This window comes from Rheinheimera sp. EpRS3, from assembly GCF_001513785.1.
Taxonomy (GTDB): Bacteria; Pseudomonadota; Gammaproteobacteria; order Enterobacterales; family Alteromonadaceae; genus Alishewanella.
In genome coordinates this window covers 977,347-1,000,039 of record NZ_LNQS01000001.1, presented here as the reverse complement: position 1 = coordinate 1,000,039, position 22,693 = coordinate 977,347, and the positions used below count along the sequence as shown (strand labels likewise).

General features: G+C 48.9%; 25 protein-coding genes. 14 read left to right on the top strand and 11 right to left on the bottom strand.

The features are described 5' to 3' along the window. The first annotated feature begins 16 nt into the window (after positions 1–16). From AR688_RS04325 to AR688_RS04305, 5 genes are all read left to right on the top strand, one after another. Positions 17–913 carry a LysR family transcriptional regulator gene (locus AR688_RS04325; RefSeq protein WP_068229603.1) on the top strand — a complete coding sequence of 299 codons (897 nt, stop codon included), beginning with the start codon at positions 17–19 and terminating at the stop codon, positions 911–913. A gap of 7 nt (positions 914–920) precedes the next feature. Beyond that, the gene (locus tag AR688_RS04320; RefSeq protein ID WP_068229600.1) at positions 921–1,328 is read left to right on the top strand and encodes a hypothetical protein; all 408 of its coding nucleotides are present in this window, start codon (positions 921–923) and stop codon (positions 1,326–1,328) included. Between the two features lie 78 nt (positions 1,329–1,406). After that, positions 1,407–2,450, top strand: coding sequence for a phosphoribosylformylglycinamidine cyclo-ligase (gene purM / locus AR688_RS04315; protein ID WP_068229598.1), 1,044 nt, complete (start codon positions 1,407–1,409; stop codon positions 2,448–2,450). A gap of 8 nt (positions 2,451–2,458) precedes the next feature. Further along, positions 2,459–3,109: a phosphoribosylglycinamide formyltransferase gene (purN, locus tag AR688_RS04310; RefSeq protein ID WP_068229595.1), complete on the top strand. Its 651-nt coding sequence runs from the start codon at positions 2,459–2,461 to the stop codon at positions 3,107–3,109. Further along, positions 3,090–3,842, top strand: coding sequence for a DUF3108 domain-containing protein (locus AR688_RS04305; protein WP_231731954.1), 753 nt, complete (start codon positions 3,090–3,092; stop codon positions 3,840–3,842). The genes purN and AR688_RS04305 overlap by 20 nt, the downstream gene beginning before the upstream one ends. On the opposite strand, the gene AR688_RS19845 is transcribed toward AR688_RS04305, so the two are convergent. Together AR688_RS19845 and AR688_RS19840 are read right to left on the bottom strand one after the other, a co-directional pair. Continuing rightward, a complete protein-coding gene (locus AR688_RS19845) occupies positions 3,821–3,958 on the bottom strand; it encodes a class II glutamine amidotransferase (protein ID WP_231732013.1) in 138 nt (45 codons plus the stop codon). The genes AR688_RS04305 and AR688_RS19845 overlap by 22 nt on opposite strands. Further along, positions 3,895–4,062 carry a class II glutamine amidotransferase gene (locus AR688_RS19840; RefSeq protein ID WP_231732012.1) on the bottom strand — a complete coding sequence of 56 codons (168 nt, stop codon included), beginning with the start codon at positions 4,060–4,062 and terminating at the stop codon, positions 3,895–3,897. The genes AR688_RS19845 and AR688_RS19840 overlap by 64 nt, the downstream gene beginning before the upstream one ends. Before the next feature lie 208 nt (positions 4,063–4,270). Here AR688_RS19840 and fadE point away from each other — a divergent pair, with 208 nt between their 5' ends. Next, entirely contained in the window at positions 4,271–6,739 is a 2,469-nt protein-coding gene (gene fadE, locus AR688_RS04300) for an acyl-CoA dehydrogenase FadE (RefSeq protein ID WP_068229589.1), read from the top strand. Between the two features lie 65 nt (positions 6,740–6,804). Here the strand turns inward: fadE and AR688_RS04295 are convergent, their stop codons facing one another. Further along, a complete protein-coding gene (locus AR688_RS04295) occupies positions 6,805–9,387 on the bottom strand; it encodes an ExeM/NucH family extracellular endonuclease (protein ID WP_068229586.1) in 2,583 nt (860 codons plus the stop codon). A gap of 253 nt (positions 9,388–9,640) precedes the next feature. Here AR688_RS04295 and ppnP point away from each other — a divergent pair, with 253 nt between their 5' ends. Next, positions 9,641–9,922 carry a pyrimidine/purine nucleoside phosphorylase gene (ppnP, locus tag AR688_RS04290; protein WP_068229583.1) on the top strand — a complete coding sequence of 94 codons (282 nt, stop codon included), beginning with the start codon at positions 9,641–9,643 and terminating at the stop codon, positions 9,920–9,922. Positions 9,923–9,942: 20 nt separating this feature from the next. Further along, complete coding sequence (locus tag AR688_RS04285) at positions 9,943–11,745, top strand: ABCB family ABC transporter ATP-binding protein/permease (protein ID WP_068229581.1); 1,803 nt, start codon at positions 9,943–9,945, stop codon at positions 11,743–11,745. Positions 11,746–11,787: 42 nt separating this feature from the next. Here the strand turns inward: AR688_RS04285 and aqpZ are convergent, their stop codons facing one another. The 4 genes from aqpZ to AR688_RS04265 all read right to left on the bottom strand — a co-directional run bounded on the left by aqpZ (position 11,788) and on the right by AR688_RS04265 (position 14,410). Beyond that, positions 11,788–12,480 carry an aquaporin Z gene (aqpZ, locus tag AR688_RS04280; RefSeq protein WP_068229579.1) on the bottom strand — a complete coding sequence of 231 codons (693 nt, stop codon included), beginning with the start codon at positions 12,478–12,480 and terminating at the stop codon, positions 11,788–11,790. A gap of 240 nt (positions 12,481–12,720) precedes the next feature. Beyond that, the gene (locus AR688_RS04275; protein WP_068229577.1) at positions 12,721–13,431 is read right to left on the bottom strand and encodes a hypothetical protein; all 711 of its coding nucleotides are present in this window, start codon (positions 13,429–13,431) and stop codon (positions 12,721–12,723) included. A 26-nt stretch (positions 13,432–13,457) separates the two neighbouring features. Beyond that, on the bottom strand, positions 13,458–13,889 hold the full coding sequence (locus AR688_RS04270) for a hypothetical protein (protein ID WP_197412104.1): 432 nt from the start codon (positions 13,887–13,889) through the stop codon (positions 13,458–13,460). An 86-nt stretch (positions 13,890–13,975) separates the two neighbouring features. Continuing rightward, the gene (locus tag AR688_RS04265) at positions 13,976–14,410 is read right to left on the bottom strand and encodes a hypothetical protein (protein ID WP_068229571.1); all 435 of its coding nucleotides are present in this window, start codon (positions 14,408–14,410) and stop codon (positions 13,976–13,978) included. A gap of 298 nt (positions 14,411–14,708) precedes the next feature. Between AR688_RS04265 and AR688_RS04260 the strand changes: the two genes are divergently transcribed. Then, positions 14,709–15,413, top strand: coding sequence for an esterase/lipase family protein (locus AR688_RS04260; RefSeq protein ID WP_068229567.1), 705 nt, complete (start codon positions 14,709–14,711; stop codon positions 15,411–15,413). A gap of 39 nt (positions 15,414–15,452) precedes the next feature. Here the strand turns inward: AR688_RS04260 and yjjG are convergent, their stop codons facing one another. The 4 genes from yjjG to AR688_RS04240 form a co-directional block, all read right to left on the bottom strand. Then, complete coding sequence (gene yjjG / locus AR688_RS04255; RefSeq protein ID WP_068229565.1) at positions 15,453–16,127, bottom strand: pyrimidine 5'-nucleotidase; 675 nt, start codon at positions 16,125–16,127, stop codon at positions 15,453–15,455. A 177-nt stretch (positions 16,128–16,304) separates the two neighbouring features. Then, positions 16,305–17,303 carry a Gfo/Idh/MocA family protein gene (locus tag AR688_RS04250; RefSeq protein WP_068229563.1) on the bottom strand — a complete coding sequence of 333 codons (999 nt, stop codon included), beginning with the start codon at positions 17,301–17,303 and terminating at the stop codon, positions 16,305–16,307. 63 nt (positions 17,304–17,366) lie between these two features. Further along, positions 17,367–18,266, bottom strand: coding sequence for a dienelactone hydrolase family protein (locus tag AR688_RS04245; RefSeq protein WP_068229556.1), 900 nt, complete (start codon positions 18,264–18,266; stop codon positions 17,367–17,369). 96 nt (positions 18,267–18,362) lie between these two features. Next, the gene (locus tag AR688_RS04240; protein ID WP_068229553.1) at positions 18,363–19,235 is read right to left on the bottom strand and encodes an MBL fold metallo-hydrolase; all 873 of its coding nucleotides are present in this window, start codon (positions 19,233–19,235) and stop codon (positions 18,363–18,365) included. A gap of 114 nt (positions 19,236–19,349) precedes the next feature. Between AR688_RS04240 and AR688_RS04235 the strand changes: the two genes are divergently transcribed. From AR688_RS04235 to AR688_RS04215, 5 genes are all read left to right on the top strand, one after another. After that, the gene (locus AR688_RS04235) at positions 19,350–20,099 is read left to right on the top strand and encodes a sulfite exporter TauE/SafE family protein (RefSeq protein WP_068229550.1); all 750 of its coding nucleotides are present in this window, start codon (positions 19,350–19,352) and stop codon (positions 20,097–20,099) included. Positions 20,100–20,121: 22 nt separating this feature from the next. After that, the gene (locus AR688_RS04230; protein WP_068229547.1) at positions 20,122–20,520 is read left to right on the top strand and encodes a rhodanese-like domain-containing protein; all 399 of its coding nucleotides are present in this window, start codon (positions 20,122–20,124) and stop codon (positions 20,518–20,520) included. A 15-nt stretch (positions 20,521–20,535) separates the two neighbouring features. Beyond that, positions 20,536–20,940 (top strand): YeeE/YedE family protein, encoded by a 405-nt coding sequence (locus tag AR688_RS04225; protein ID WP_068229545.1) that lies wholly within the window; start codon positions 20,536–20,538, stop codon positions 20,938–20,940. A gap of 10 nt (positions 20,941–20,950) precedes the next feature. Further along, positions 20,951–21,358 carry a DUF6691 family protein gene (locus AR688_RS04220; RefSeq protein WP_068229542.1) on the top strand — a complete coding sequence of 136 codons (408 nt, stop codon included), beginning with the start codon at positions 20,951–20,953 and terminating at the stop codon, positions 21,356–21,358. 107 nt (positions 21,359–21,465) lie between these two features. After that, entirely contained in the window at positions 21,466–22,683 is a 1,218-nt protein-coding gene (locus tag AR688_RS04215; protein ID WP_068229539.1) for a methyl-accepting chemotaxis protein, read from the top strand. Positions 22,684–22,693: the final 10 nt, after the last annotated feature.

Genomic DNA, 22,693 nt, shown 5'->3' with positions numbered 1-22,693 from the left:
GGAGCGCACACCCGTTATGCCCTACCGTCCACGTTCAACTCTGGAGCAATGGCGCATTTTGCAAGCGGTGGTCGATGCCGGTGGCTATGCGCAGGCGGCAGAGCTGCTAAATAAAAGCCAGTCATCCCTGAACCATGCTGTAGCAAAATTGCAAACCCAGCTTGGTGTTGAGTTGCTGGAAGTACGCGGCCGCAAAGCCTATCTGACCGACGCCGGTGAAGTGATGCTGCGCCGCTCGCGGCTACTGACGCAGCAAGTGGAAGATTTGGAATTGCTGGCCGCCAATATCGACCAGGGTTGGGAACCGGAAATCCGTATTGCAGTAGAACTGGCCTACCCGCGACGCTATTTAAATGAAGCGCTGGCGGCGTTTTATCCGCTTAGCCGCGGCAGCCGCATCCAGCTTATCGATTGCGTTATTACCGGCACGGCAGAAATTATCCAGCAAAAACGTGCCGATCTGGTTATAGCCGCTTCGGCTGTGATTCCTAAAGGCTACCTGGGCGAACATTTATGCCATACCCGCTTTATTCCGCTAACCGGTAGCAATAATCCGTTAGCCACGGCAAGCCATATTGACCAAAATGAGCTGAGCCAACATTTGCAACTGGTGATCCGCGACACCGCACAGAAACCGCAGGAAAATATCGGTTGGCTGCGCGCGGAGCAACGCTGGACAGTAGATAACTTCTTTGAGGCGATAGAAATTTTGCAGCTGGGGTTAGGCTTTTGCTGGTTGCCGGATTTTATGGTGACAGACTATATTGCCCGTGGCACTCTGGTACAACTTAGCCTGAACCAAAGCAGCGAACGCATAGCAACCATATCGCTGGTAGCGCCCAAAGAAGAAACGCTTGGCCCCGGCAGTAAACAATTACGCCAGTTAATTCTGGCCGCTCATCAAAAATCCTGAGGCAATTATGCAACAACAAGAACTGAATAACTTAATGCAGGCCGCGGCCGCAGACGCGGTAAAATATGCCGCAGAAGAGCACCAATTAACGCTGGATCACAGCATAGACAGCCTGCAGCAAATTGATGTTCTGCTGGCAGAATTAAACAGCCGGGAACAAAAGCAGCGCCACTCAGCCGAGGTGGTGTTTACCTTATGTAACATTATCGGTGCTTATATTGGCGAGTTGTTTATCGCCAATGTTGGCGGCCACTGGCAACATGATCAGAGCGACAGCGAAGCGCCCTTTGTTTATATACGGTTGAACGATAAAGAATTTCCATTTGCTTCAGTGTGTTACCACAAGTTTACCCGCGACAACAGCATCAGTTTATATGACTATGTAAAGCAGGCAATGGCAAATGCTATGCAGTAAGGCTTTTGTCGGCGGCGTTAAGCAGGTAAAATGCCGCCAATTTTTAGCCTTTCCACTTTCAGTCATTCGAGGATTGCCGTGAGCGAGCAGAAAACATCGTTAAGCTACAAAGACGCCGGAGTTGATATTGACGCAGGTAATGCGTTGGTTGAACGTATTAAAGGCGCCGTCAAACGCACACGTCGCCCTGAAGTTATGGGTGGTTTAGGTGGCTTTGGCGCCCTGTGCCAAATTCCGGCCGGTTATAAAGAGCCGGTGCTGGTATCAGGCACTGACGGTGTAGGCACCAAGTTGCGCCTGGCGATGGATTTAAAACGCCATGATGGCGTTGGCATTGATCTGGTGGCCATGTGTGTTAACGACCTGGTGGTACAAGGTGCAGAGCCGCTGTTTTTCCTCGACTATTACGCCACCGGCAAACTGGATGTCGACACTGCCTCAGCAGTCGTTAACGGTATTGCTGAAGGCTGTTATCAGTCTGGCTGTGCGCTGGTTGGCGGCGAAACCGCAGAAATGCCAGGCATGTACCATGGTGAAGATTACGACATCGCCGGTTTCTGTGTCGGTGTAGTAGAAAAAGCCGATATTATCGATGGCAGTAAAGTACAACCGGGCGATCAATTAATCGCCGTGGCCTCTTCCGGCCCGCATTCCAACGGTTTTTCGTTAATCCGTAAAGTATTGGAAGTTAGCGGTCAGAACCCGGATACTATGCTGGAAGGCAAATCCCTGGCAGATCACCTGCTGGAGCCTACCCGCATTTATGTAAAAAACCTGCTTAACCTGTTTAAGCAAACCCCGGTACATGCGCTGTGTCATATCACCGGCGGCGGCTTTTGGGAAAATATTCCGCGTGTATTGCCGGAAAATACCAAAGCCGTTATTGACGGCACCAGCTGGCAGTGGCCGGCCATTTTCAACTGGCTGCAACAGCAGGGCAATATCAGCCGCCACGAAATGTACCGCACCTTTAACTGTGGTGTTGGCATGCTGGTAGTGGTACCACAGGACAAACTGCAACAGGCCATCAGCATACTGCGTGATGCCGGCGAAACTGTGTGGCACTTAGGTGAAATTCAGTCTGCAGCTGCAGGTGATGAGCTGGTTATTATTAACGAATAAGGCAACCGATGAAATCTATCGTAGTACTGATTTCCGGCAGCGGGTCAAACCTGCAGGCCATTATTGACGCCTGCAGCAGTGGTTTTATCCCTGGTAAAGTCAGTGCCGTGATTTCAAATAAAGCTAATGCCTACGGGCTGGTACGGGCCAGTGAAGCCGGTATCAGCACGCAGGTACTGAGCCATAAAAGTTACGCCAGCCGCGACAAATATGATTTGGCACTGGCTGATGCCATTGAGCAGCATAAACCTGACCTGGTGATATTAGCCGGCTTTATGCGTATTCTTACGCCGGCTTTTGTACAACATTTTAGTGGCCGCCTGCTTAATATTCACCCTTCGCTTTTACCCAAATATCAGGGCTTAACAACACACCAGCGAGCTATTGACGCCGGTGATAGTGAACATGGTTGTAGCGTGCATTTTGTTACCGAACAGCTTGATGGCGGCCCGGTTATTTTGCAGGCTAAAGTGCCGGTATTTGCCGATGATGACGCGCAAAGCCTTGCCGAGCGGGTACATGAACAGGAACACCGGATTTATCCGTTGGTTGTACGCTGGTTTTGCCAAAACCGTTTACAACAGCACTCAGATCAGGCATGGTTAGATGGCAATGTATTAGCAGCCAACGGTTATGCCAATGATGAAGACGAAGACTAGCTGGCGCTTATGGGCGCCTTTTGTTGTAATAACGACACTCTTTTGCAGCGCAACCGGTGCTGAAACCGTACCGTTAAGCAGTTTTAATGCCGATTACTTAGTGTATCGTGCAGGTAAACAACATGGTGAAGCCAACCGTTATTTAAAAAACACAGAACAAGGCTATCAACTGGGTTACAGCAGTGATATCAGCTGGATGATATTCTCTGATAAACGCCAGGAAATATCTGACTTTACCGTAACCGATGGTGCTATTCAGCCACTGCGTTATGTCATGACGCGCTCCGGCACTGGCCCAAACCGCTACTACGAGCTAAACCTCGACCCTGTTGCCAAAGTATTAAGTGAAGGCAAAGCGCGTAAGCCCAAAGCAACTGATTGGCAGAACGACTGGCTGGATCAGATAAGTTATCAGATGCAACTGGTACTGGATTTACGCGCCGGTAAAACCGAATTTACCTACAACGTGCTAAACCGGCACGGCGATAGCAAGCCTTATCACTATAAAGTGGTGGCCGAAGAAATGCTGCCGCTGCCTTATGGCAATATTAAAACCTTACGTATCGCCCGCATTGAAGAAAACAGCGACAAACAGATTTACGCCTGGGTAGCACCAGAGCTGGATTACATGCTGGTGCGCTTATGGCGCGGTGAAGACAATGTTGAGCAGTTCGACGTACAACTGCACAAACTGGATCTGACACCCTCAGTTCAGGCCAGCGGTTCGCCATAGCGAAACAGCTGGCTCTCCCCTGCTTGCATCTTATGCCACTGCTCATTATTGGTCAGTGGCCCGATAGCAATAATAGTGACCACATCATTGGGTGTGGTTTCACGGCTAAAATCAATATCCACATCAATATCCGACAGCCGGGCAATCCTGCAAGGTGCCCGCCCCGCTCTTTTAAGCCTTTAAAACTAAAACAAATATCCGTTGGCGCATTAGCCGACATACCAAGTAATTCACACATACGCGTCCTTAACTGAGTTAAAGTGCTGCGGCGAAATTGAGCCAAACGGCTATGCTTAAACGTAATAGCCTAAGAGTTGCGGCTAAAGTTGACAATCACTTTGTGCAACCACTGCTTTTAGGCTTGCAACTTTAGCCAAAGCGTTTTACTCTAACCGCATAGTGGTCAGACCTCTCATTGGGAGAAAAAAATGGAAGGGTTAGTTCTTTGTGCGGTACTTATCGCCGCAATTGGCGTACTGGCGTATAACCGCGCCAGCTTAACAATGTTTACCGCCGTTATCGCAGTAATACTGGCAACAGGTACTGCATTAGATGTTGTTGGCGCAGTAAGCTGGATAGTATTTTTACTGATTGCGCTGCCGCTGAATATTGCCGCAGTGCGCCAGCAATACCTTACTAAACCACTGCTGAAAGTGTACCGGAAAATCATGCCGGAAATGTCCAGCACTGAGAAAGAAGCTATCGACGCCGGTACAACCTGGTGGGAAGCTGACTTATTCCGTGGCAACCCGGACTGGCACAAAATGCATAACTTTCCGGTGCCGCGTTTAAGTGCCGAAGAGCAGGCCTTCCTTGATGGCCCGGTAGAAGAAGTGCTGGCCATAATGGATGACTGGCACACCACACATGAACGTGCTGATCTGACACCTGAAGTCTATCAGTATTTAAAAGACAAAGGCTTCTTCGCCATGATCATCAAAAAAGAATATGGTGGTCTGGAGTTTTCGGCTTATGCGCAATCTTGTGTGCTGCAAAAACTGACCAGCAAGAGCATGGTGCTATCCAGCATCGTTGGTGTACCTAATTCATTAGGCCCGGGCGAACTGCTGCAACACTACGGTACTGATGAGCAGAAAAAACATTACTTACCCCGCCTGGCCAAAGGCCTGGAAGTGCCTTGCTTTGCTCTAACCAGCCCGGAAGCCGGCTCAGACGCCGGTGCTATTCCTGATACCGGTATTATTTGTAAGGGCCAGTGGGAAGGCGAAGAAGTGATTGGTATGCGCCTGACCTGGGACAAACGCTATATCACGCTGGCCCCTATTGCGACTGTGCTGGGTTTAGCATTTAAACTGTATGACCCGGAAAAACTGCTGGGTGATAAAGAAGAGCTTGGCATTACCTGTGCGCTTATTCCTGTCAGCACTCCGGGTGTAAAAATTGGCCGCCGTCACTTTCCGCTAAATGTGCCGTTTCAAAACGGCCCTACCCAGGGTAAAGATATTTTTGTCCCGCTGGATTACATTATCGGTGGCGCAAAAATGGCCGGCCAGGGCTGGCGTATGCTGGTAGAGTGTTTGTCTGTTGGCCGTGCCATCACCCTGCCATCGAACAGCACCGGCGGTATTAAAGCCGTAGCTATGGCCACTGGCGCTTATGCCCGCATCCGTCGCCAGTTCAGATTGCCGATTGGTAAAATGGAAGGTGTGGAAGAAGCAATGGCCCGTATTGGTGGCTATGCCTATATGGCTGATGCGTCTACCACGATGTCGGTTGGCTCGATAGATTTAGGCGAGAAGCCATCAGTAATTTCAGCCATTACCAAATACCATATGACAGAGCGGATGCGTCAGGCCATCATTGATGCGATGGACATTCACGGTGGCAAGGGCATTTGTATGGGCCCTAACAACTATCTGGCGCGCGGTTATCAGGGTGCTCCGGTAGCCATTACAGTAGAAGGCGCTAATATTTTAACCCGTAATATGATTATTTACGGTCAGGGTGCTATTCGTTGCCACCCTTATGTACTGGCCGAATTGCAAGCTGCCCAGTTAGACGATCAGGGCGCAGCAGTAACAGCCTTTGATAAAGCGCTGTTTGGCCATATTGGCTTTGCTATCAGTAATTTCTTCCGTACCTTCTGGTTGTCATTAACCGGCGGTGCTTTTAGCAGCGCGCCTTATGGCGATGCAACTGCAAAATACTATAAGCAGATGAACCGCTTTAGTGCCGCATTAGCGCTGATGTCGGATGTTGCTATGGGTACTCTGGGTGGCGATTTAAAACGTCGCGAGCGTATCTCTGCCCGTCTGGGTGATATTTTAAGTATGTTGTATCTGACATCAGCAGTGTTAAAGCGCTACAACGACGAAGGTCGTAAAATTGACGATTTACCGCTGGTACAGTGGGCCTGTGAAGACAATCTGGCTAAAGCCCAGCTGGCACTGAATGAGCTGTTTGATAACTTCCCGAACCGTGTAATCGGTGTGGTATTAAAACGGGTGGTATTCCCGTGGGGCCGCACCTTACGCAAAGCGTCAGATGTTATTGAGCACAAAGTTGCCCGCATTATGCAAACACCGGGCGAAGCACGTTCACGCCTGGGCCACCATTTATACCTGAAAAACGAACCGTTAAATCAGTTAGGTTTAATGGAGCAGGCATTGCTGGATGTTCTGGCCGCTGAACCGGTGTTTGATAAGGTTACCCATGCTGCAGGTAAGCGTATGCCGTTCTATCGTCTGAATGAAGTTGCTGAGTTAGGTTTGCAGCTAAAAGTTATTAGCGAAGCCGAAGCAGAGCAGTTGCGGGTTGCAGAGCGTGGCCGTTTATTTGCCATTAATGTTGATGACTTTGACCCTGAGTATCTGGCTGCAGATAAAACTCTGACCCAGCAAGGTGCAGGTGCTGTAGAGAAAGATCAGGCTGCCTAAGTTAGTTTTTAACTAATAAAAAAACGCCGGTTTTCACGCCGGCGTTTTTATTTACAGCAATAAACTTAGTTAAAGTTCACCACTAATTCAGCTGAACAGCTGGCTGTGGCCTGCTGACAAATTTTATAGGTCACGCTTGGCGCTTCAGAACGGAAGTTATCGTTAATGCGCCCTGGCGCGGTTAAATCACGTACCGCTTCATTGTCACGATACAGAGTTAACCCTGTCGCATCGCCGCTCCAGTTCAGTTGTACTAAGCTCATGCCAAAACGGGCACGCACTGTGCGTAACAGTTCCAGGCTGGCGTCCAGTGGTGGTAAAGCCCCTGCCAAGTTAAACGATACGATTACCGGATCATGATCTGACGAGCGGTATGCATCAGCTGCATAGTAGTCTAGTTGCTGCTGGGGTGATTTAAACTCGATGTTATAATCCAGCGCTATCGGCTCGTCGGCGTTAATATTCCACTTAGTAGCATCTGCCAGATACTGCAACGCCATGTCATTAAGCAAGGCGTGATCCAGTGAACCCGATAAGCCAGAGAACACATAACCATGGCCAGGTACTTTGCCCAAGGCTTCAAACACGTTGATATAACCAGCCTCTGCCAGCGTAGTGATAGGATCTTCTTTGGCATAAGCGTTTAAGTCACCCATTACCACTGCCGGAATATCGGCAAAGTGCTCTGCAGCAAAAATACCGATTGCCTCAGCTGCACGGGTACGTGTCAGGTTGCAGTTACCCTGGCCATCGCCGGTATCCGGATCTGTAGCACCGCAAGACGAGCCTTTAGATTTTAAGTGGTTAACCATCACGGCAAACTCAGCGTTATTCTCTACCAGGTTAAAACGCTGTGCCAGCATAGGCCGGTTACTGCCATCATCAAACAAAGCCACGCCCTGGCCGTCTTTAGCTGAATTTACTGAATCAAGGATCAGCAGCTCGCCTGCAGGCTGCACCTGATCAGCACGGTAGATCAACCCTACCGCTATTTCATCTGTACCCACCGGGCCTGCTGCACTGACATATTGCCAGCTGCTGTTGCCTGAAGCTGCACGCAAACCCTGCACCAGATCAGCAATAGCTGAGGTGTCGCTGTAACCGTCATTTTCAATTTCCATCAGGCCAATAACGCTGACATCCATTGCCACCATAGCGGCGAGGATTTTAGCGCGCTGACGTTCAAACTCCAGCATACTGTCGGCACCGCGTGCCGTCGGGAAGCCACCTCCGGTGCCATTACCATTAAAGTAATTCAGCACGTTGAAGCTGGCAACTTTGATATTGCCGTCTGAGGCCAGTTCCGGTGCCGCCGGGCGGGGGTTGCTGTGAATAAAATTAACGCTTTGAGTTGGCATAATGCGGTATTCATTAAAACCATAATGCACAGTACCGGTAAGGTTAAGCACCGTATCACCGCTACGCACCACATTCGCCGCCGACAAACCACCCGTTGGATAAGGTACTGTAACCGGGTTTTGCGCAGTGCTGGCATCATCCAGCACAATTTTGTTCAGCGCATGCTCTGCCGCCAGTGCAATAGCATCGGCACCCGGTGCTACAACCTGAGTTGGCGTATAACGCCGGCCATTGGCTAATGTCAGCTCGCCAAAGCGGCCAAGGGTGAACGTATCGTTTACCATTAGTGGCTGCTCAAAGCTAACCAGCATGCCTTCTACGGCTTCAAGCTCGGTCAGGCTGCTAACCGGTAAACTAAACGGGGTCGGCGCAGGTAAGGGGCTACTGCCGCAATCAAGGCTGGCACTAACATTTGTCAGTTGGGTATGGCCGTTAAACTCAGCAACAGTTGCCTGTAAGCGCACACGCTGGCCCGGCGTTACATTAATATCTGTAGTGTTAACATAAACAAACACCCCTTCTGAGCTGGCCGGATCATTATCCTGCTCTGCAGCAAGGGCCTGAATATTGTAGCCGCGTAAACCTGGTAGCGTTTGCGTTACCACCGCCTCAACCTGCACCACTTCGCCCACCAGCGGGCTTGCCATGCCTGTGCCCTGAATAGCATAAATCGGCGTTGCTGCCTCACCACAAGCTAATATCGGTTCCGGCTCTGGATCAGGATCACCCGGGCCACCGCCTTCACCATTAAATAAGCCGATGTCACTGAAATCGTCCTGGGCAAAGCCCAGCCACTGCGCAGCCGGGTCAAAGCTGTCATTTGGGTTGGTATCATAACTAACAGCGGCACGGCGCAGCGTATCATTCGCGGTGGTAATACTACCTGAGCCCCAGGCAGAGCCTGGGTCAACACCTAACTGGCCTATTGAGTCCAGCACGACACCATTTTTACTCAATATAATAGTATCGTCACCATTCCACAGGCTTTGTGTTACCTGCAAATCTGTTAATGCTAATAACTCTGCTGCCGAGTCGTTATCGGCAATAACAAAGGTTGCCCCTGCAGCAATACTGCCAGTAAGATTAATAGTGGTGCCTGCGTTAGTATTGCCATTGAAATAGACCTGAATGCTGTAAGTATCTAATGCAATTGTATTATTGGTTGGGTTATACAACTCCAACGCTTTATTATTGCTTGAGCCTTCTACATATTCGGAAATAAACAATTCGGCATTTACTGCCGGTGCCAATAACATGGCGATAGTTGCTGATAGCGTCCTGATTTTCATGTGTTCTCCCTGGAGGTGTTATTAAGGACATCTGAATATAAAGCGCTTTTATGGCAGATTCATTAACTTTATCTGCTTAATTTCGCTTATTTTCTTACATCTAACCGTCAATAAAATTTACACAGCACTAACCAGCTGTTTTACATCAACATGTAAATTAAATAGACGTAAAGCCATCTAATTTTAAGGCACTACTTCCATCTGGCGTCAGGATCAGGTTTACTGTGTCAGACCCTAATTAACGGAGCCCGATATGTTTAAAGTGAACCAGTATTTTGATGGCAAAGTTGCCTCTATTGCCTTTCAGGGCGAACAGTTACCGGCAACAGTGGGTGTAATGGCACCGGGCGAATATGAGTTTGGTACCAGCAAGGATGAAGTGATGACAGTAATAAGCGGCGCACTTACCGTGTTACTGCCGGGAGCAAACGGCTGGCAAACCTTTAGCCGCGGCCAGCATTTTTCGGTGCCAGCCGACAGTAAGTTTCAGTTGCAGGTAGCGGTAGATACAGCGTACCTTTGCACCTATGCCTGATGAGGTAACAAGGATCAAATATGCGCGGTATGCGCTCTGCTGCTAAACAACCTGAACCCGCGAAAAGACCTGAAGCAACCAGCCTGAAACAGACACTGGCCATGTTATGGCCTTATCTGTGGCAATTTAAATACCGCGTATTGCTGGCTTTACTGGCATTAGTTGCCGCTAAAGCCGCCACCCTGCTAATGCCATTGGCACTGAAACACATTGTCGATGCACTCGATCAGGGCCAGCACAATTTGCTGGTTGTGCCTCTGGCTATGTTATTGCTGTATGGTGGCCTGCGCTTTGCCAGTGTGTTTTTTGGCGAAGTGCGCGACGCCCTGTTTGGCCGGGTAACCGAGCATGCCATGCGCAAGCTGGGCCTGCGGGTATTTCAGCATCTGCATAGTTTAGAGCTGGCGTTTCACCTGGACCGGCAAACCGGCGGTATTAGCCGTGATATTGAGCGCGGGACCAATGGCCTAAGTTTTTTAATGCGCTTTTTAATGTTTAATATCGCGCCAACCTTATTTGAAATTCTCGCGGTAGCGCTTATTTTCGCTACCCTGTTCTCGCCGCTTTACTCCGTTGTTACCGTGTTGGCAGTTGCGGTGTATATCTTTTTTACTGTGGTTATTACCGAGTGGCGCAACAAATACACCCGCGAAGCCAATCAGGCCGATAACACTACTAACAGCCGCGCCGTTGACAGCCTGCTGAACTATGAAACGGTAAAGTATTTTAATAACGAGCACTACGAGGCACAAACCTACGACAGCTTTCTGGCAAAGTGGGAGCAAGCCCGCTTAAAAAACCGCTTAAGCCTGCTGGCATTAAACTCGGGCCAGGCACTGATTATTGCCGCGGCTATTACTGCATTAATGTGGCTGGCAGCAGACGAAGTTGTCAGTAAACAGCTGACGCTGGGCGATTTAGTGATGGTTAACGCCTATATGATCCAATTGTTTTTACCGCTTAACTTTTTAGGTTTTGTTTACCGCGAAATCCGCAGGGCGTTAACGGATTTAGAAAATATGCTTGGCTTACTTAAGCGCAAACCAGACATTACCGACGCAGCGGATGCCACCACCTTGAAGCTTGCTAACGGCAGTATCCGTTTCCAGCAGGTCGATTTTGCTTACCAGAATGAACGCCCTATTTTGCAGCAGTTAAGTTTTACGGTACCACCCGGCAGCAAGGTTGCGATTGTGGGCGCCAGTGGCGCCGGTAAAAGCACTATCGCCCGGCTGCTATACCGCTTTTACCGTATCAGCGGCGGCAGTATCTGCATTGATGATCAGGATATCAGCACAGTTACACTGGACAGCCTGCGCCGCGCTATTGCCATAGTGCCGCAAGACACTGTGCTGTTTAACAGCAGCATACGCGACAATATCCGCTATGGCCGCCCCGATGCCAGCGAGCAGGAGGTTGAGCAAGCGATAGACTTAGCACACCTGCGCGGCTTTATTAACAGCCTGCCGCACGGCGATGCGACTCAGGTAGGCGAGCGCGGGCTAAAAGTATCTGGTGGCGAAAAGCAGCGTATAGCTATTGCCCGCGCTATTTTAAAGAAATCGCCGATTCTGGTATTTGATGAAGCCACTTCAGCGCTCGACTCAACGTCCGAGCAAGCCATATTACAAGCCATGCGCGAAGTAGCCCGTAATCATACCAGCGTGGTAATAGCACATCGGTTATCCACCATTACCGATGCCGACAATATTATTGTATTAAAACAAGGCCGGCTGGCAGAGCAAGGCAGCCACAACGAACTGCTGACCGCCAACGGTGAATATGCCCGCATGTGGCAGTTACAACAAAAACAACAAAGCTAATTGTAACTGCCAACAGGCTAGCGCTAATACTAGCGCTAATAATTATGCAGTTTTGGGCCCACTGATATAACGATATATCAATGCCCCTGCTATAGCGCCAACTATCGGAGCTAACCAGAATAACCACAACTGCGTTACGGCCCAGTCACCCACAAATACAGCAACTCCGGTGCTGCGCGCCGGGTTAACCGAGGTATTGGTTACCGGTATGCTGATCAGGTGAATAAGCGTTAAACACAGCCCTATCGCTATAGGCGCAAAGCCCTGCGGTGCACGTTTGTCGGTAGCGCCCATAATGACCACTAAAAACAGCATTGTCAGCACCACTTCCGTCACCAGTGCCGCCTGCATGCTGTAACCACCGGGTGAATGCGCGCCATAGCCATTGGAAGCAAAACCTGCCGATACATCAAAACCAGCTTTGCCGGTGGCAATGCAATACAGTACAGCACCAGCAGTTATAGCCCCCAACACCTGTGACACTATATAAGGTAACAACTGATTCGCCGCAAAGCGGCCACCGGCCCATAAACCAATTGATACCGCCGGGTTTAAATGACAACCCGAAATATGGCCAATGGCATAAGCCATGGTTAATACTGTTAAACCAAAAGCTAACGACACGCCGGCAAAACCGATCCCCAACTCCGGAAACGCCGCCGCCAATACAGCGCTGCCACACCCTCCCAGCACCAGCCAGAAAGTACCGATAAACTCCGCGACATAAGATCTCATAGTGTTTTTCCTTGTTTTAATTAACCAACTTCCAAATCACAAACAGTAAACCAGCACACCGCTACAACCTGATTACTGTCATACAACACATTGAAAATACTCTGAACACTGAGAAACAGCAAGATAGAAACAACTCAACGACATCGACTTATCGGCGCGAAACGTTAATGACAGATAAAGCAGTATTTCTTGCTGATGGACAAACAGACAGGCTGCTAATGCGGCCAGAATAGAGCCCTATTAACTCCGGGCAGGCACATAATTGTTAGTAATACATTTAACCCGCTTCAAGTAACCAGCTTTAGTAAGGACTTGAGAACCTGTTGGGTGGCTATTGATGAGTAAATCACCATTGCTCAGTAACCATGATGATCTTGGAGCACCAACTAAACCGTAAAACTTTTCGAGTTTAAATTCACCTTGGATAATATGAATGTCACCGACGTTTGAACCCATATGAGCTAAACCTGAAGTCACAGTCACACCAAATGGCATTTGATAAATATCTTCTACATTCATATCTGCAATGTGAGATACATTGCCATTCTCATCAATTAAAACCAGTTCACCGCCAAATTCACCATTGTTGCTACCGGCAACGGTATTAGAACCGATTGTAAATACCACATGAGGCTGTATAGTCTGATGTTCTATAGCAACCTTGTTGTCTGTATATGGCGAGCGGCGTGGAAACGACTTTTTATATTTACCTGTGTCTTTATCAACAAGCTCGAATAGCCACTGCCTTTGTTCGAAAGTCGTTTCACCCAGAATATCAAAGAAATATCTCACTTCAGCATCAGCTTCCGTTATTTCTGTTTCCACAGATCCTTTGAACATTTTTTTATAAGGGTATTCCAAACCATCATAGGTCCCGCACACGATTTCTTCAGAAAACTTAGCCGCCGCAGAAAAAGAGAGTAGTAAGGCAAGTATTGCTATACGTTTCACTTAAATGTCCTAGTATTGATAACGCTTCAAGAGCCTGTGCGGCTTGCCGCATCTGTGTTGCTTGGCTTGTTATGTGGTAACTTGGTTAAAGCTCTGATTTTAGAACCGATAATGGCAGAAAGCCCGATAATTAAAGCTGCTATTGGTAAATCTATAAACCATGTAGGGGAAACATAGAGCTCCCCCATTAATATAGAAACAACGGCAAAACCGAATAATTCAGATAACGAAACTACAGCTAACAAATGAAGCAAAGTCCGGCTGCTTTGGGTTCTAGCGTAGAAAGACAGAACCAGTAAACTCACCAAAATTAACGGGATGTACTGATAGATAAACAAATCCGATGGCGAAAGAATTGCCAGGTTTTCCACGCCGAAATACATCGTTGAAGCTATGCTCACTGAGGTTTTCACTAAGATGAGAATCAACGAATATTTAAGAATACTAAGAAAGTTCAAGATGGCTCCTTGCCACATAGCGCCCCGCGCATGCGCGCGAACTTGTGAGCATCGCAGGGGCCGTTGGCCCCGAATGACGCGGATTGTTAGGTGCAAACGAGCGTTGCAACATCATTAATGCCATTGCCTAACCCCTTTAGCTCCTGAATAAAGTTATCTAAAAGCACAGGCTCCGTTTTTAAGTACATTTTCGCCTCGCTTGCCTCTTCCCGCCCCTTGAACTCAAAGTACTCAGATTGCTGATGAGTTGCTATGTACAAAGCACCCGGCTTAGGAAAGTGAAGCCTCGCAGAAAAAGCACCATTGGCGTATTCACGGCCAAACGTACCAAGCAATATGTCTTTTAAACCACCGTAATAATGGGTTTTAAAGACATCAAGTGCATTAACTAACTCTAAAATTTGATGGTTACCCACATAAACTTTGTTAGTGAATACCGAGCGTCCGTTACAGACTGAAATTTTTAATTCAGTCACATCATCATCGAACCATACTTTTTCTATAGAAATCTCAGGTTTCAATGCTACTCCTTGCACCTAACATTTTATTATTGTGCATGCTCGTTTTCTCAATTCCTATAGAGGAAACGCACCTAGATAGTCCATTGAAAAAATAACTATAAATACTTGACCTTTATTATGACGGCCAGAAAAAACGAGCATGCATTATATTTTTGCGCCGCGCTGTATTAAGTACCTAATTTATAGGATGTCCATATATTCAGCAACCAGCTTATTAATGTTTGCCAGCACTAAAGTGCTATGGTGCATTTTTCGCCAACTGCTTAGCTTAGGTTGCAACCCAACAGGAGCTAACACCATGTATAACTATAAAAAATATCTGCTTACTACCCTTTTTACCATTCTTGCCAGTTGCAGCCTTATGCTGCAGGCAGCTTGTGTTGATGCGGTGGTGCTGGTGCATGGCAATACCGCCACGCCGGCAAGCTGGGATAACACTTATAACTACTTACTGACTAAAGGCTACAGCAGTAGCGATATTTACCGGCCGGACTGGGGCTCGAAAGGCTGCGCTGCCTGCAATGACCACAGCGGCAGTGAAGAAACACCGGTACGCAATGCGTTGCAACAGGCCTTAGCCAATTCCTGCACCGGCAAGATAGACGTTATCGGCCATTCAATGGGCGCCACCCTGGCAGCACAGCAAATAGACAAGCTGGCGATAGCGTCACAGGTAAACAGTTTTGTTGGTATTGCCGGCGCTTTTCGCGGCTTATTAAGTTGTGGTGTCTACCCGTACAATGTATGGAACTCGACGTGCGGCAGTGCGGGTTTATCGGTGTCGAGCCCGTTTCTTGACAGCTTATACGGTATCCGTTTTGCGCAGAAAGTGTATTCGATCAAAAGTTACAGCGATCAGGTGGTGTGTGCCACCGGCAGCTGCCTGGTATACGGTATTCACAGCAGCAGTATCTGGGGTGAAAATGCCAGCTATAACTACGTGCTGGGCCATTTTGGCCTGCAAACCGACACCGCGGCGCAGCAATACCAGCTGATTAAATAATGCTCTTAATCAGCCGGGCCGGTTTGCTTTTGCAGCCCCCTAACCTGCCAGCCACTGTTGCAATTGCAGCAGTGAGCTGACTTCATGCTTCGGCGTTATGCCTTGTGGCCGCGCGGCACCATGGCGGTTTAGCCAACAGGTATCTATACCGGCATTAATGCCACCTTGTATATCGGCATGCGGGTTATCACCGACCATTAAAATATGCTGTTTCGGCGGGTGGCCCATTAAGGCAAATGCATGGTTAAAAATATCAATATGAGGTTTGGCTACCCCCACCTGTTCAGAGATCACCAGCGGTGAAAATACATCGGCAAAACCGGTGCGTTCAAGGCGGATTTGCTGCAACTCAGTAAAACCGTTAGTAATAATACCCAGCTTAACCCGGCCTTTTAAAGCAGTTATCAGCTCAGTGGCCCCCGGCAGCGGGGTGCAAATATCCGCCATTGCCAGCATAAAGGCGCTGTTCAGCGCTGAAGCACTGGTATTAAGTTTGTCGGCCCAGGGGGTAAAACGGTTTACCTGCAGTTGCTGTGCGCTAATTTCGCCCTGCTGATATTGCTGCCACAGCGGCAGGTTAATTGATTGATAATACTGATATTCGTCAGAACTAAACTGATACTGCTGGCGGGAAAACATTAACTGCAACCCTTTGAAGGCATCAAAGTGAAACAACGTTTCGTCGGCATCAAATAAAATCCACTGGTAACGCACTAGTGCCCCCTAAGCAAAAAATAACGCCGTAGTTTACCAGCTTTACCGCTGGCTATACATGCTTTGGCACTTACCACTGGAGTTGTTACACCGGTTATAAACACTTACATTTTGTCGCTGGGCAGGCAGTGCTAACGAGGTTATTCTTGCGCTGTATCAAAGCACGCTGCATGGCAGTTATATAGTATGCCGGTTGCGTGGTACCTTTTGTTGTAATTGGCCGCTCAGAGTCCCAACCCTTTGAGCGGCCATTTTTTTAGCTGGGCTATGTTGCTGCAGTTGCAGCACTACCTGTTCACACAACTGATGGCTGCACAGCGCCGCCTGATTCATCGCCGGGTTAGTACCACCTTGTTGCAGCTGCGCCACAAAAGCCTGCAGCATGGTAACAAAACCGCGCTTATACAAGGTATTATGCCAGTCATTAAAGCCTAGTAACTGCTGCTGATTATCAGCGGCGTAATGCCCCTGCACCAGATTATCAATTTGCCAGTGCTGATTTGCACCAAAGTATTCCAGCCGCTCAAAACTATTACCGGCTATGCGATTCATTGATACAGAAAACGCCGCGCCCTGATATTGCCAGTGTACCTGCACACTAGCCAGTTGCTGGCCGGTATAACTGCCATATACCTGTGGTTTAAGCTGTGCCGGGTTTTGTACACCGCCAGCATAAAGCGCAAAATCCAGCAGATGAATAAAATCATCATAAATAAAAGTACGGCTATCCGCCGGCAGGTTATAGCGGTTTTTCTGATAGTGCAGTTGTATTGGCGGTGTGGCTAAAGCAGCCTGATACAAGGGTGCGTAACGGCGGTTAAAACCAACAAATAATGGCAGGTTTTGCTGCTGTGCCAGTGCCAGCAGTTGCTCACATTCAGCCAGGTTGTAACTGAGCGGTTTATCAATAAACACCGCGATACCGGCCTGCAATAATTGCGTGGCAACAGCAAAATGGCTGTCGGTGCTGCTGTGGATCATTACAGCGTCGGGCTTAGCAGCAATTAGCTGCGTAAGCTCTGTGTAGCCTTCTTTAATACGGTACTGCTGCATTAGCTGTTGCAACACAGCTGCCTGGCGGGTGCACAGCAGTGGTGTAATGCCTGGCATAGCCGCTATTAAGGGTAAATAGGCTTTTTGTGCTATATCGCCAAGCCCCAACAACGCTATTCTCATGCTGTAACCTTGTTTGTTTTGTCTGCCGCCAGATTACGCTAAAGCACCGTGCACAAACAAGTATCAGCTAAGATGCTGGCGGAAAAACGCCAACGTACGCTGCCACGCCAGCTCTGCCATCTCTTTGTTATAACGCGCAGTGGAATCGTTATGAAAGCCATGGTGAGATGCCGGATACAGTTCAATTTTGTAATTGACCTTGTGCTGCTTAAACAGCGCTTCAGCATCTGGCCACTGGTTATTCACCCGCTCGTCCAGCTCACCTAACTGCACCAGTAATGGCGCTTTGATCGCTGCTATCTTGTCAGCCGGAGGTGGCGAGCCGTAAAACGGCACTCCGGCATCTACCACATTTGGCAAATCTGCAGCTAAACGCCCCGTCATGGCGCCGCCAAAACAAAAACCCACTACGCCCAGCTTACCGCTGCCACCGTCAAGTTGCTTCAGCCATTGTGCTGCTGCGGCTAAATCGGCCACAATTTTTGCCGGTTCCAGCCGGCTTTGCATCTCACGGCCGGCATCATCGTTACCGGGATAACCACCCAGCGGCCAGAGCGCATCAGGGGCAAAAGCAATAAAACCGGCCTTCGCCAGGCGGCGGGCAACATCTTCAATATAAGGGTTTAAACCGCGGTTTTCGTGGATCACCAGCACAGTTGGCATTGCTGCAGCAGCATTTTTCGGTTTAACCAGATAACCCCGGCCTTCGCCGTGGCCCAGCGGCGAGGCAAATTTCTGATAGCTGGCAATAATATCGTCATCGTTAAACGATACCTGCTGTGCCAGCGCATAGTTGGGTAACATGCTGTTGATAAAAGTTGTTGCCAGTGCCGCATTTACTGCCAAACCGGCCATAGCAGTAAAAAAATCGCGCCGGCTTAGCATGCCGTGAGCGTATTTGTCATATAGCTTAAAGGCTTGGTCTGGCAGCTGGGTTGAAGGTTGTTGCGCTGGCTTTTTCATCCGTACACGTCTCTTTGCTGATTTGTTAAACAAGACTACGGTTTATAGCGCATAAAAGATCGGCTGTCTGTGCCAGCCGATCTTTTCAGTGGGTGTTTACAGCTGTTTTAACGGAATTTTTATGTAACTTACGCCGTTTTGCTCAGCACTTGGCAGTTGGCCACCACGAATGTTCACCTGTACCGCAGGATAAATTAACCGGGGTACCGCCAGGGTTTTGTCACGGGCTTCGCGTTTTTGCACAAACTCCTGCTCCGGCGTATCGGCTTTAACATGAATATTCTGCGCTTTTTGCTCCGCCACACTGGTTTGGTATTTTAACTCGCGGCCGTTGGGCTGATAGTCATGACACATCAAAATGTTAGTGTCGTCCGGTAACTGATAAATACGCTGAATGGAGCGGTACAAAATATGTGCATCGCCACCGGGAAAATCGCAGCGTGCGGTACCGGAATCGGGCATAAACAGTGAGTCACCTACAAATAAGTTGCCTGCAATCAAATAACTAACACTGTCGTTGGTATGGCCAGGGGTATTAATCACCTGCGCGGTTACACTGCCAATGCTAAAGCGCTCGTTATCGGCAAACAATTTGTCAAAATAGTCACCTTTGGCCAGCAATTGGTCGTCATTAAGGTTAAACACCAGTTTAAAGGTTTGCTGTACTTTACGAATGCCCTCACCTATTGCCACCGGTGCGCCGGTTTTAACATGCAAATAATGCGCTGCAGATAAATGATCGGCATGGGCATGGGTTTCTAAAATCCAGGCTATGGTAAGATTTTTGGCAGCAATATAGGCCAGTATATTGTCAGCGTCTGTCGTGCTAATCAGGCCGGCGGCAGCATCGTAGTTCAGCACCGGGTCAATAATGGCGGCAGCCTTAGTGCTGCTATCCGTGACTACATAGCTAAAAGTTGAACTGTCTTTATCGAAAAACATTTCAATATGCACGTTATTAGCAGCCATACCCACCTCGTAAATTAGAAATATCTAAATTTCATTGCAGCTTAGCGAAAACCACATTAGAATGCAATTCATGTTATAAGCATATTCCAATATGTTATATAGGACAAACACATTATGCTGGCCTTACTTGGTGCAATAGTAATTGGTTTAAGCCTGGGTCTGTTTGGCTCCGGCGGCTCTATACTGACTGTGCCGGTGTTGTTGTATCTGCTGCATATGCCGCCTCAGCTGGCTATAGCGTCTTCGCTGTTGATTGTAGCCGGTATCAGCTTGTTTGGCTCAGTGCGTAATGGCTTGCAACGGCTGATTAGCTGGCGTCATGTTATGTGGTTTGGTATTCCGGGAATGGCCGGTACTTATGGCGGCGCCTGGCTGGGCACTTTAGTCGATGCCCGCTGGCAGCTGTTGGTCTTCGCTATGCTGATGCTGGTCGCCGCAGTGATGATGTGGCGCAGCAATATTGGCGAGCTTGGCAACGGCAAAGCATTTAAGCCGGTAAAAATTGTTATCGATGGCTTAGCTGTGGGTGCAATAACCGGCTTTGTTGGCGTGGGTGGCGGCTTTTTAATAGTACCTGCCTTAGTGTTACTAGGCGGTTTAACCATGCCGGTTGGTGTGGCAACCAGCCTGGTAATTATTGCCATGAAGTCTTTTGTCGGTTTTGGTAAATACTACTGGGTAATGGCTGCAGACGGCGCCATATTTGACTGGAACACTATCGGCCTGATGATTGTTGCCGGTATTGCCGGTAGCTATGCCGGCGCAGCGGTTGGCAAACGCTTACCCAAACAGCAGCTACAACGTGCCTTTGCCGTATTTTTAGTGATTATGGCGGTCGTCGTCATTTATCAATCTGTTATTTAATTTCAGCAGGCGGGAGTGTCAAATGAAAACAGCACAACAGTTGGTGGCCGAGGCCAAAGCCGTAATTAAGGAAGTGAGTATCAATGAGCTGAGCACAGCGCTTACTGCCGACGCTGAAACCCTGGTGGTTGATGTGCGCGAGCCGGCAGAATTCGCCCAGCAGCATATTAGTGGTGCGGTAAATTATCCGCGTGGCGTACTGGAGATGAATATTCATAATCACCCCAAAGTCGCAGCAAGCGGCTGCGCGGCAGACGTGGCGCTGGCGCAGTTAGCGCAAAGCCCGCTGTATTTAATTTGCCGCTCTGGCGCACGCTCGGCATTGGCAGCAGAATCATTGCAACGTATGGGGTTTACGCAGGTATATTCGGTAGCCGGTGGTATGCAAGCCTGGCTGGACGCAGGTTTGGCTGTTAAATAAGAGCTGGAGCAGACAATGGAAAACTTCACCCCGGTTGAAGCCCTGATTGGCGGCGCCATGATAGGCTTGGGCGCGCTGATTTTATTGGTATTTTATGGCCGTATCGCTGGTATTTCCGGTATTACCAGTTCAGCCTTATTTACCCGCGAAGGCCGCAGTTGGCGGCTGGCATTTTTAGCCGGTATTGTTGCCGGCCCGCTATTAGTTGCGGCAATAATAACGGATTACAGCTACAGCACACCGCAGCTTAGCTGGCAGGTTATTGTTGCCGGTTTATTAGTGGGCGTTGGCACCGGCTGGGGCAGTGGTTGCACTTCGGGCCATGGTATTTGTGGCGTCAGCCGCTTATCACCACGATCCATCACCGCTACTGTGCTGTTTATGTTAAGCGGCATGCTGGTTGCCACCCTGCTGAGTTAAGGAGACTGTCATGCCGATTATTTTCGCTTTTATCGCCGGGCTGCTGATGTCAGTCGGTATTGCTTATTCACACATGATAGACCCAAACAAAGTGCTGGGCTTTTTAACGCTAAATACTAACTGGGACCCAAGTTTAATCCTGGTTATGGCGGCGGCACTTGCCGTGTATAGCTGTGGCTACTGGCTGTTTATCGGCAAAGGCAAACCGGTGTTTGCTCAAAGTTTCAGCTTGCCCACTAAAACAACCCTGGATAAACCGCTGCTTATCGGAGCGTTGCTGTTTGGCGCAGGCTGGGGTTTAGCCGGTTACTGCCCGGGCCCGGCATTAGCGGCTTTAAGCTCGGGTAGCCATGGCACACTGGCGTTTATCATAGCTATGATTACAGGTTGGTTTATTAGCCGTAAACTGGCGATTTAACATAAGTTTGCGCCAGATCAACCGCATTACGGCGCAATGGTCGCAGCGTCTAAAACGCTATGTTATGCTATTTTCTATTATTATATTCTGGCAGGACTTGCGACCTTATGGCTGGTTTTACCTCTCTTTACCTGTTTATTGAACGCACTTTCTTTGGCACTTTAAGCCGTAAAATTGTTGGTAATATCAGCTTTTTAGCGCTGTTTTTCCTGCTGGCGTTGTATCTGGCGTATCCTGCCTCCGGGGCGGACAGCCGCTGGTGGTTATTGCTGGTGCTTGGCGTAACAGCCTTTGTATTTACTATCGGCTATATGCACTACCTGATTGTACGACCGGTGAAAGCTCTGGTATCAGCCCTGCACGACACCAACCGCAAAGGTACCGATCTTAACCACCGCCTGCCTGCTTTTACTTATGATGAATTTCGTACCCTGTCAGAAGAATACAACCAGTTTGTCAGCCAGTTGGGGGTGTTGCTGGGCGATATTCACCAGCAGGCCGGCGAAACCCATTTAGTTAACGAGCAGGTATCCGGTGCAGTAAAAAGTACCCGCAGCCATTTGCAGGATACCGAAAAGCGTAGTGGCCAAATTCGCCGTGAAAGTGATGAAGTGCTGCAATACTTATCCGATATCGTGCAGCATGGCGATCAGGTGGGCCTGGTTTCCGGCGTCGCTGTAGATAAAGCCAGAGTCGCCAGCAATCAGATGCAGCAACTAACCGGCCAGTTATCGGGCATTGTTACACTGCTTAATAGTTTTGGCAGTACTATCAACGGCTTGCACAAAAATTCAGAAAATGTGCGGCAAATTCTGGTGATGGTAGAAAACTTTTCCGATCAAACCAACCTGCTGGCGCTGAATGCCGCAATAGAAGCCGCCCGCGCCGGTGATGCCGGCCGCGGTTTTGCCGTGGTAGCTGATGAGGTGCGTACGCTGGCCGCGAAAGTCAATGACGCCACCAAACAAATTTCCGGCTTTTTAAATGAAATGGAGCAACTGGTTGGTGACACCCGCACCGAATCGCAAAGCCTGAACCAGCAAGCGCAACAAGCGCAGCAGCAAATTGACAGCACCAGCGCCGAATTCAGCCAGTTGCAACAAGAACTGCAACAAGCCAAAAGCGGTATTCAAAACATTAATAACACCGTACTGGAACTGGAGCAACGCTACCAGCAAACGCATCAGCACTTATCAGCTATTGAACAGGTGACCGGTGATGCCTATAACCAAATGGCCTCTATTGATCAGGCAGCAAAAGATCTGTTATCCGGCACCGCCCGTACTCAGCAACAACTGGCACGTTTCGCCCGTAACCAGCAGTAAAACGTTAAGC

What these genes read in the sequence shown, in the direction of transcription:
- AR688_RS04215 (WP_068229539.1), top strand. Translation starts at nt 21,466, where the DNA reads ATGGCTGGTTTTACCTCTCTTTACCTGTTTATTGAACGCACTTTCTTT.
- AR688_RS04305 (WP_231731954.1), top strand. Translation starts at nt 3,090, where the DNA reads ATGATGAAGACGAAGACTAGCTGGCGCTTATGGGCGCCTTTTGTTGTA.
- AR688_RS19840 (WP_231732012.1), bottom strand. Translation starts at nt 4,062, where the DNA reads ATGTCGGCTAATGCGCCAACGGATATTTGTTTTAGTTTTAAAGGCTTA.
- AR688_RS04295 (WP_068229586.1), bottom strand. Translation starts at nt 9,387, where the DNA reads ATGAAAATCAGGACGCTATCAGCAACTATCGCCATGTTATTGGCACCG.
- ppnP (WP_068229583.1), top strand. Translation starts at nt 9,641, where the DNA reads ATGTTTAAAGTGAACCAGTATTTTGATGGCAAAGTTGCCTCTATTGCC.
- AR688_RS04260 (WP_068229567.1), top strand. Translation starts at nt 14,709, where the DNA reads ATGTATAACTATAAAAAATATCTGCTTACTACCCTTTTTACCATTCTT.
- fadE (WP_068229589.1), top strand. Translation starts at nt 4,271, where the DNA reads ATGGAAGGGTTAGTTCTTTGTGCGGTACTTATCGCCGCAATTGGCGTA.
- AR688_RS04225 (WP_068229545.1), top strand. Translation starts at nt 20,536, where the DNA reads ATGGAAAACTTCACCCCGGTTGAAGCCCTGATTGGCGGCGCCATGATA.
- aqpZ (WP_068229579.1), bottom strand. Translation starts at nt 12,480, where the DNA reads ATGAGATCTTATGTCGCGGAGTTTATCGGTACTTTCTGGCTGGTGCTG.
- purN (WP_068229595.1), top strand. Translation starts at nt 2,459, where the DNA reads ATGAAATCTATCGTAGTACTGATTTCCGGCAGCGGGTCAAACCTGCAG.
- AR688_RS04320 (WP_068229600.1), top strand. Translation starts at nt 921, where the DNA reads ATGCAACAACAAGAACTGAATAACTTAATGCAGGCCGCGGCCGCAGAC.
- AR688_RS04220 (WP_068229542.1), top strand. Translation starts at nt 20,951, where the DNA reads ATGCCGATTATTTTCGCTTTTATCGCCGGGCTGCTGATGTCAGTCGGT.
- AR688_RS04250 (WP_068229563.1), bottom strand. Translation starts at nt 17,303, where the DNA reads ATGAGAATAGCGTTGTTGGGGCTTGGCGATATAGCACAAAAAGCCTAT.
- AR688_RS04235 (WP_068229550.1), top strand. Translation starts at nt 19,350, where the DNA reads ATGCTGGCCTTACTTGGTGCAATAGTAATTGGTTTAAGCCTGGGTCTG.
- AR688_RS04285 (WP_068229581.1), top strand. Translation starts at nt 9,943, where the DNA reads ATGCGCGGTATGCGCTCTGCTGCTAAACAACCTGAACCCGCGAAAAGA.
- AR688_RS04245 (WP_068229556.1), bottom strand. Translation starts at nt 18,266, where the DNA reads ATGAAAAAGCCAGCGCAACAACCTTCAACCCAGCTGCCAGACCAAGCC.
- AR688_RS04230 (WP_068229547.1), top strand. Translation starts at nt 20,122, where the DNA reads ATGAAAACAGCACAACAGTTGGTGGCCGAGGCCAAAGCCGTAATTAAG.
- AR688_RS04325 (WP_068229603.1), top strand. Translation starts at nt 17, where the DNA reads ATGCCCTACCGTCCACGTTCAACTCTGGAGCAATGGCGCATTTTGCAA.
- AR688_RS04240 (WP_068229553.1), bottom strand. Translation starts at nt 19,235, where the DNA reads ATGGCTGCTAATAACGTGCATATTGAAATGTTTTTCGATAAAGACAGT.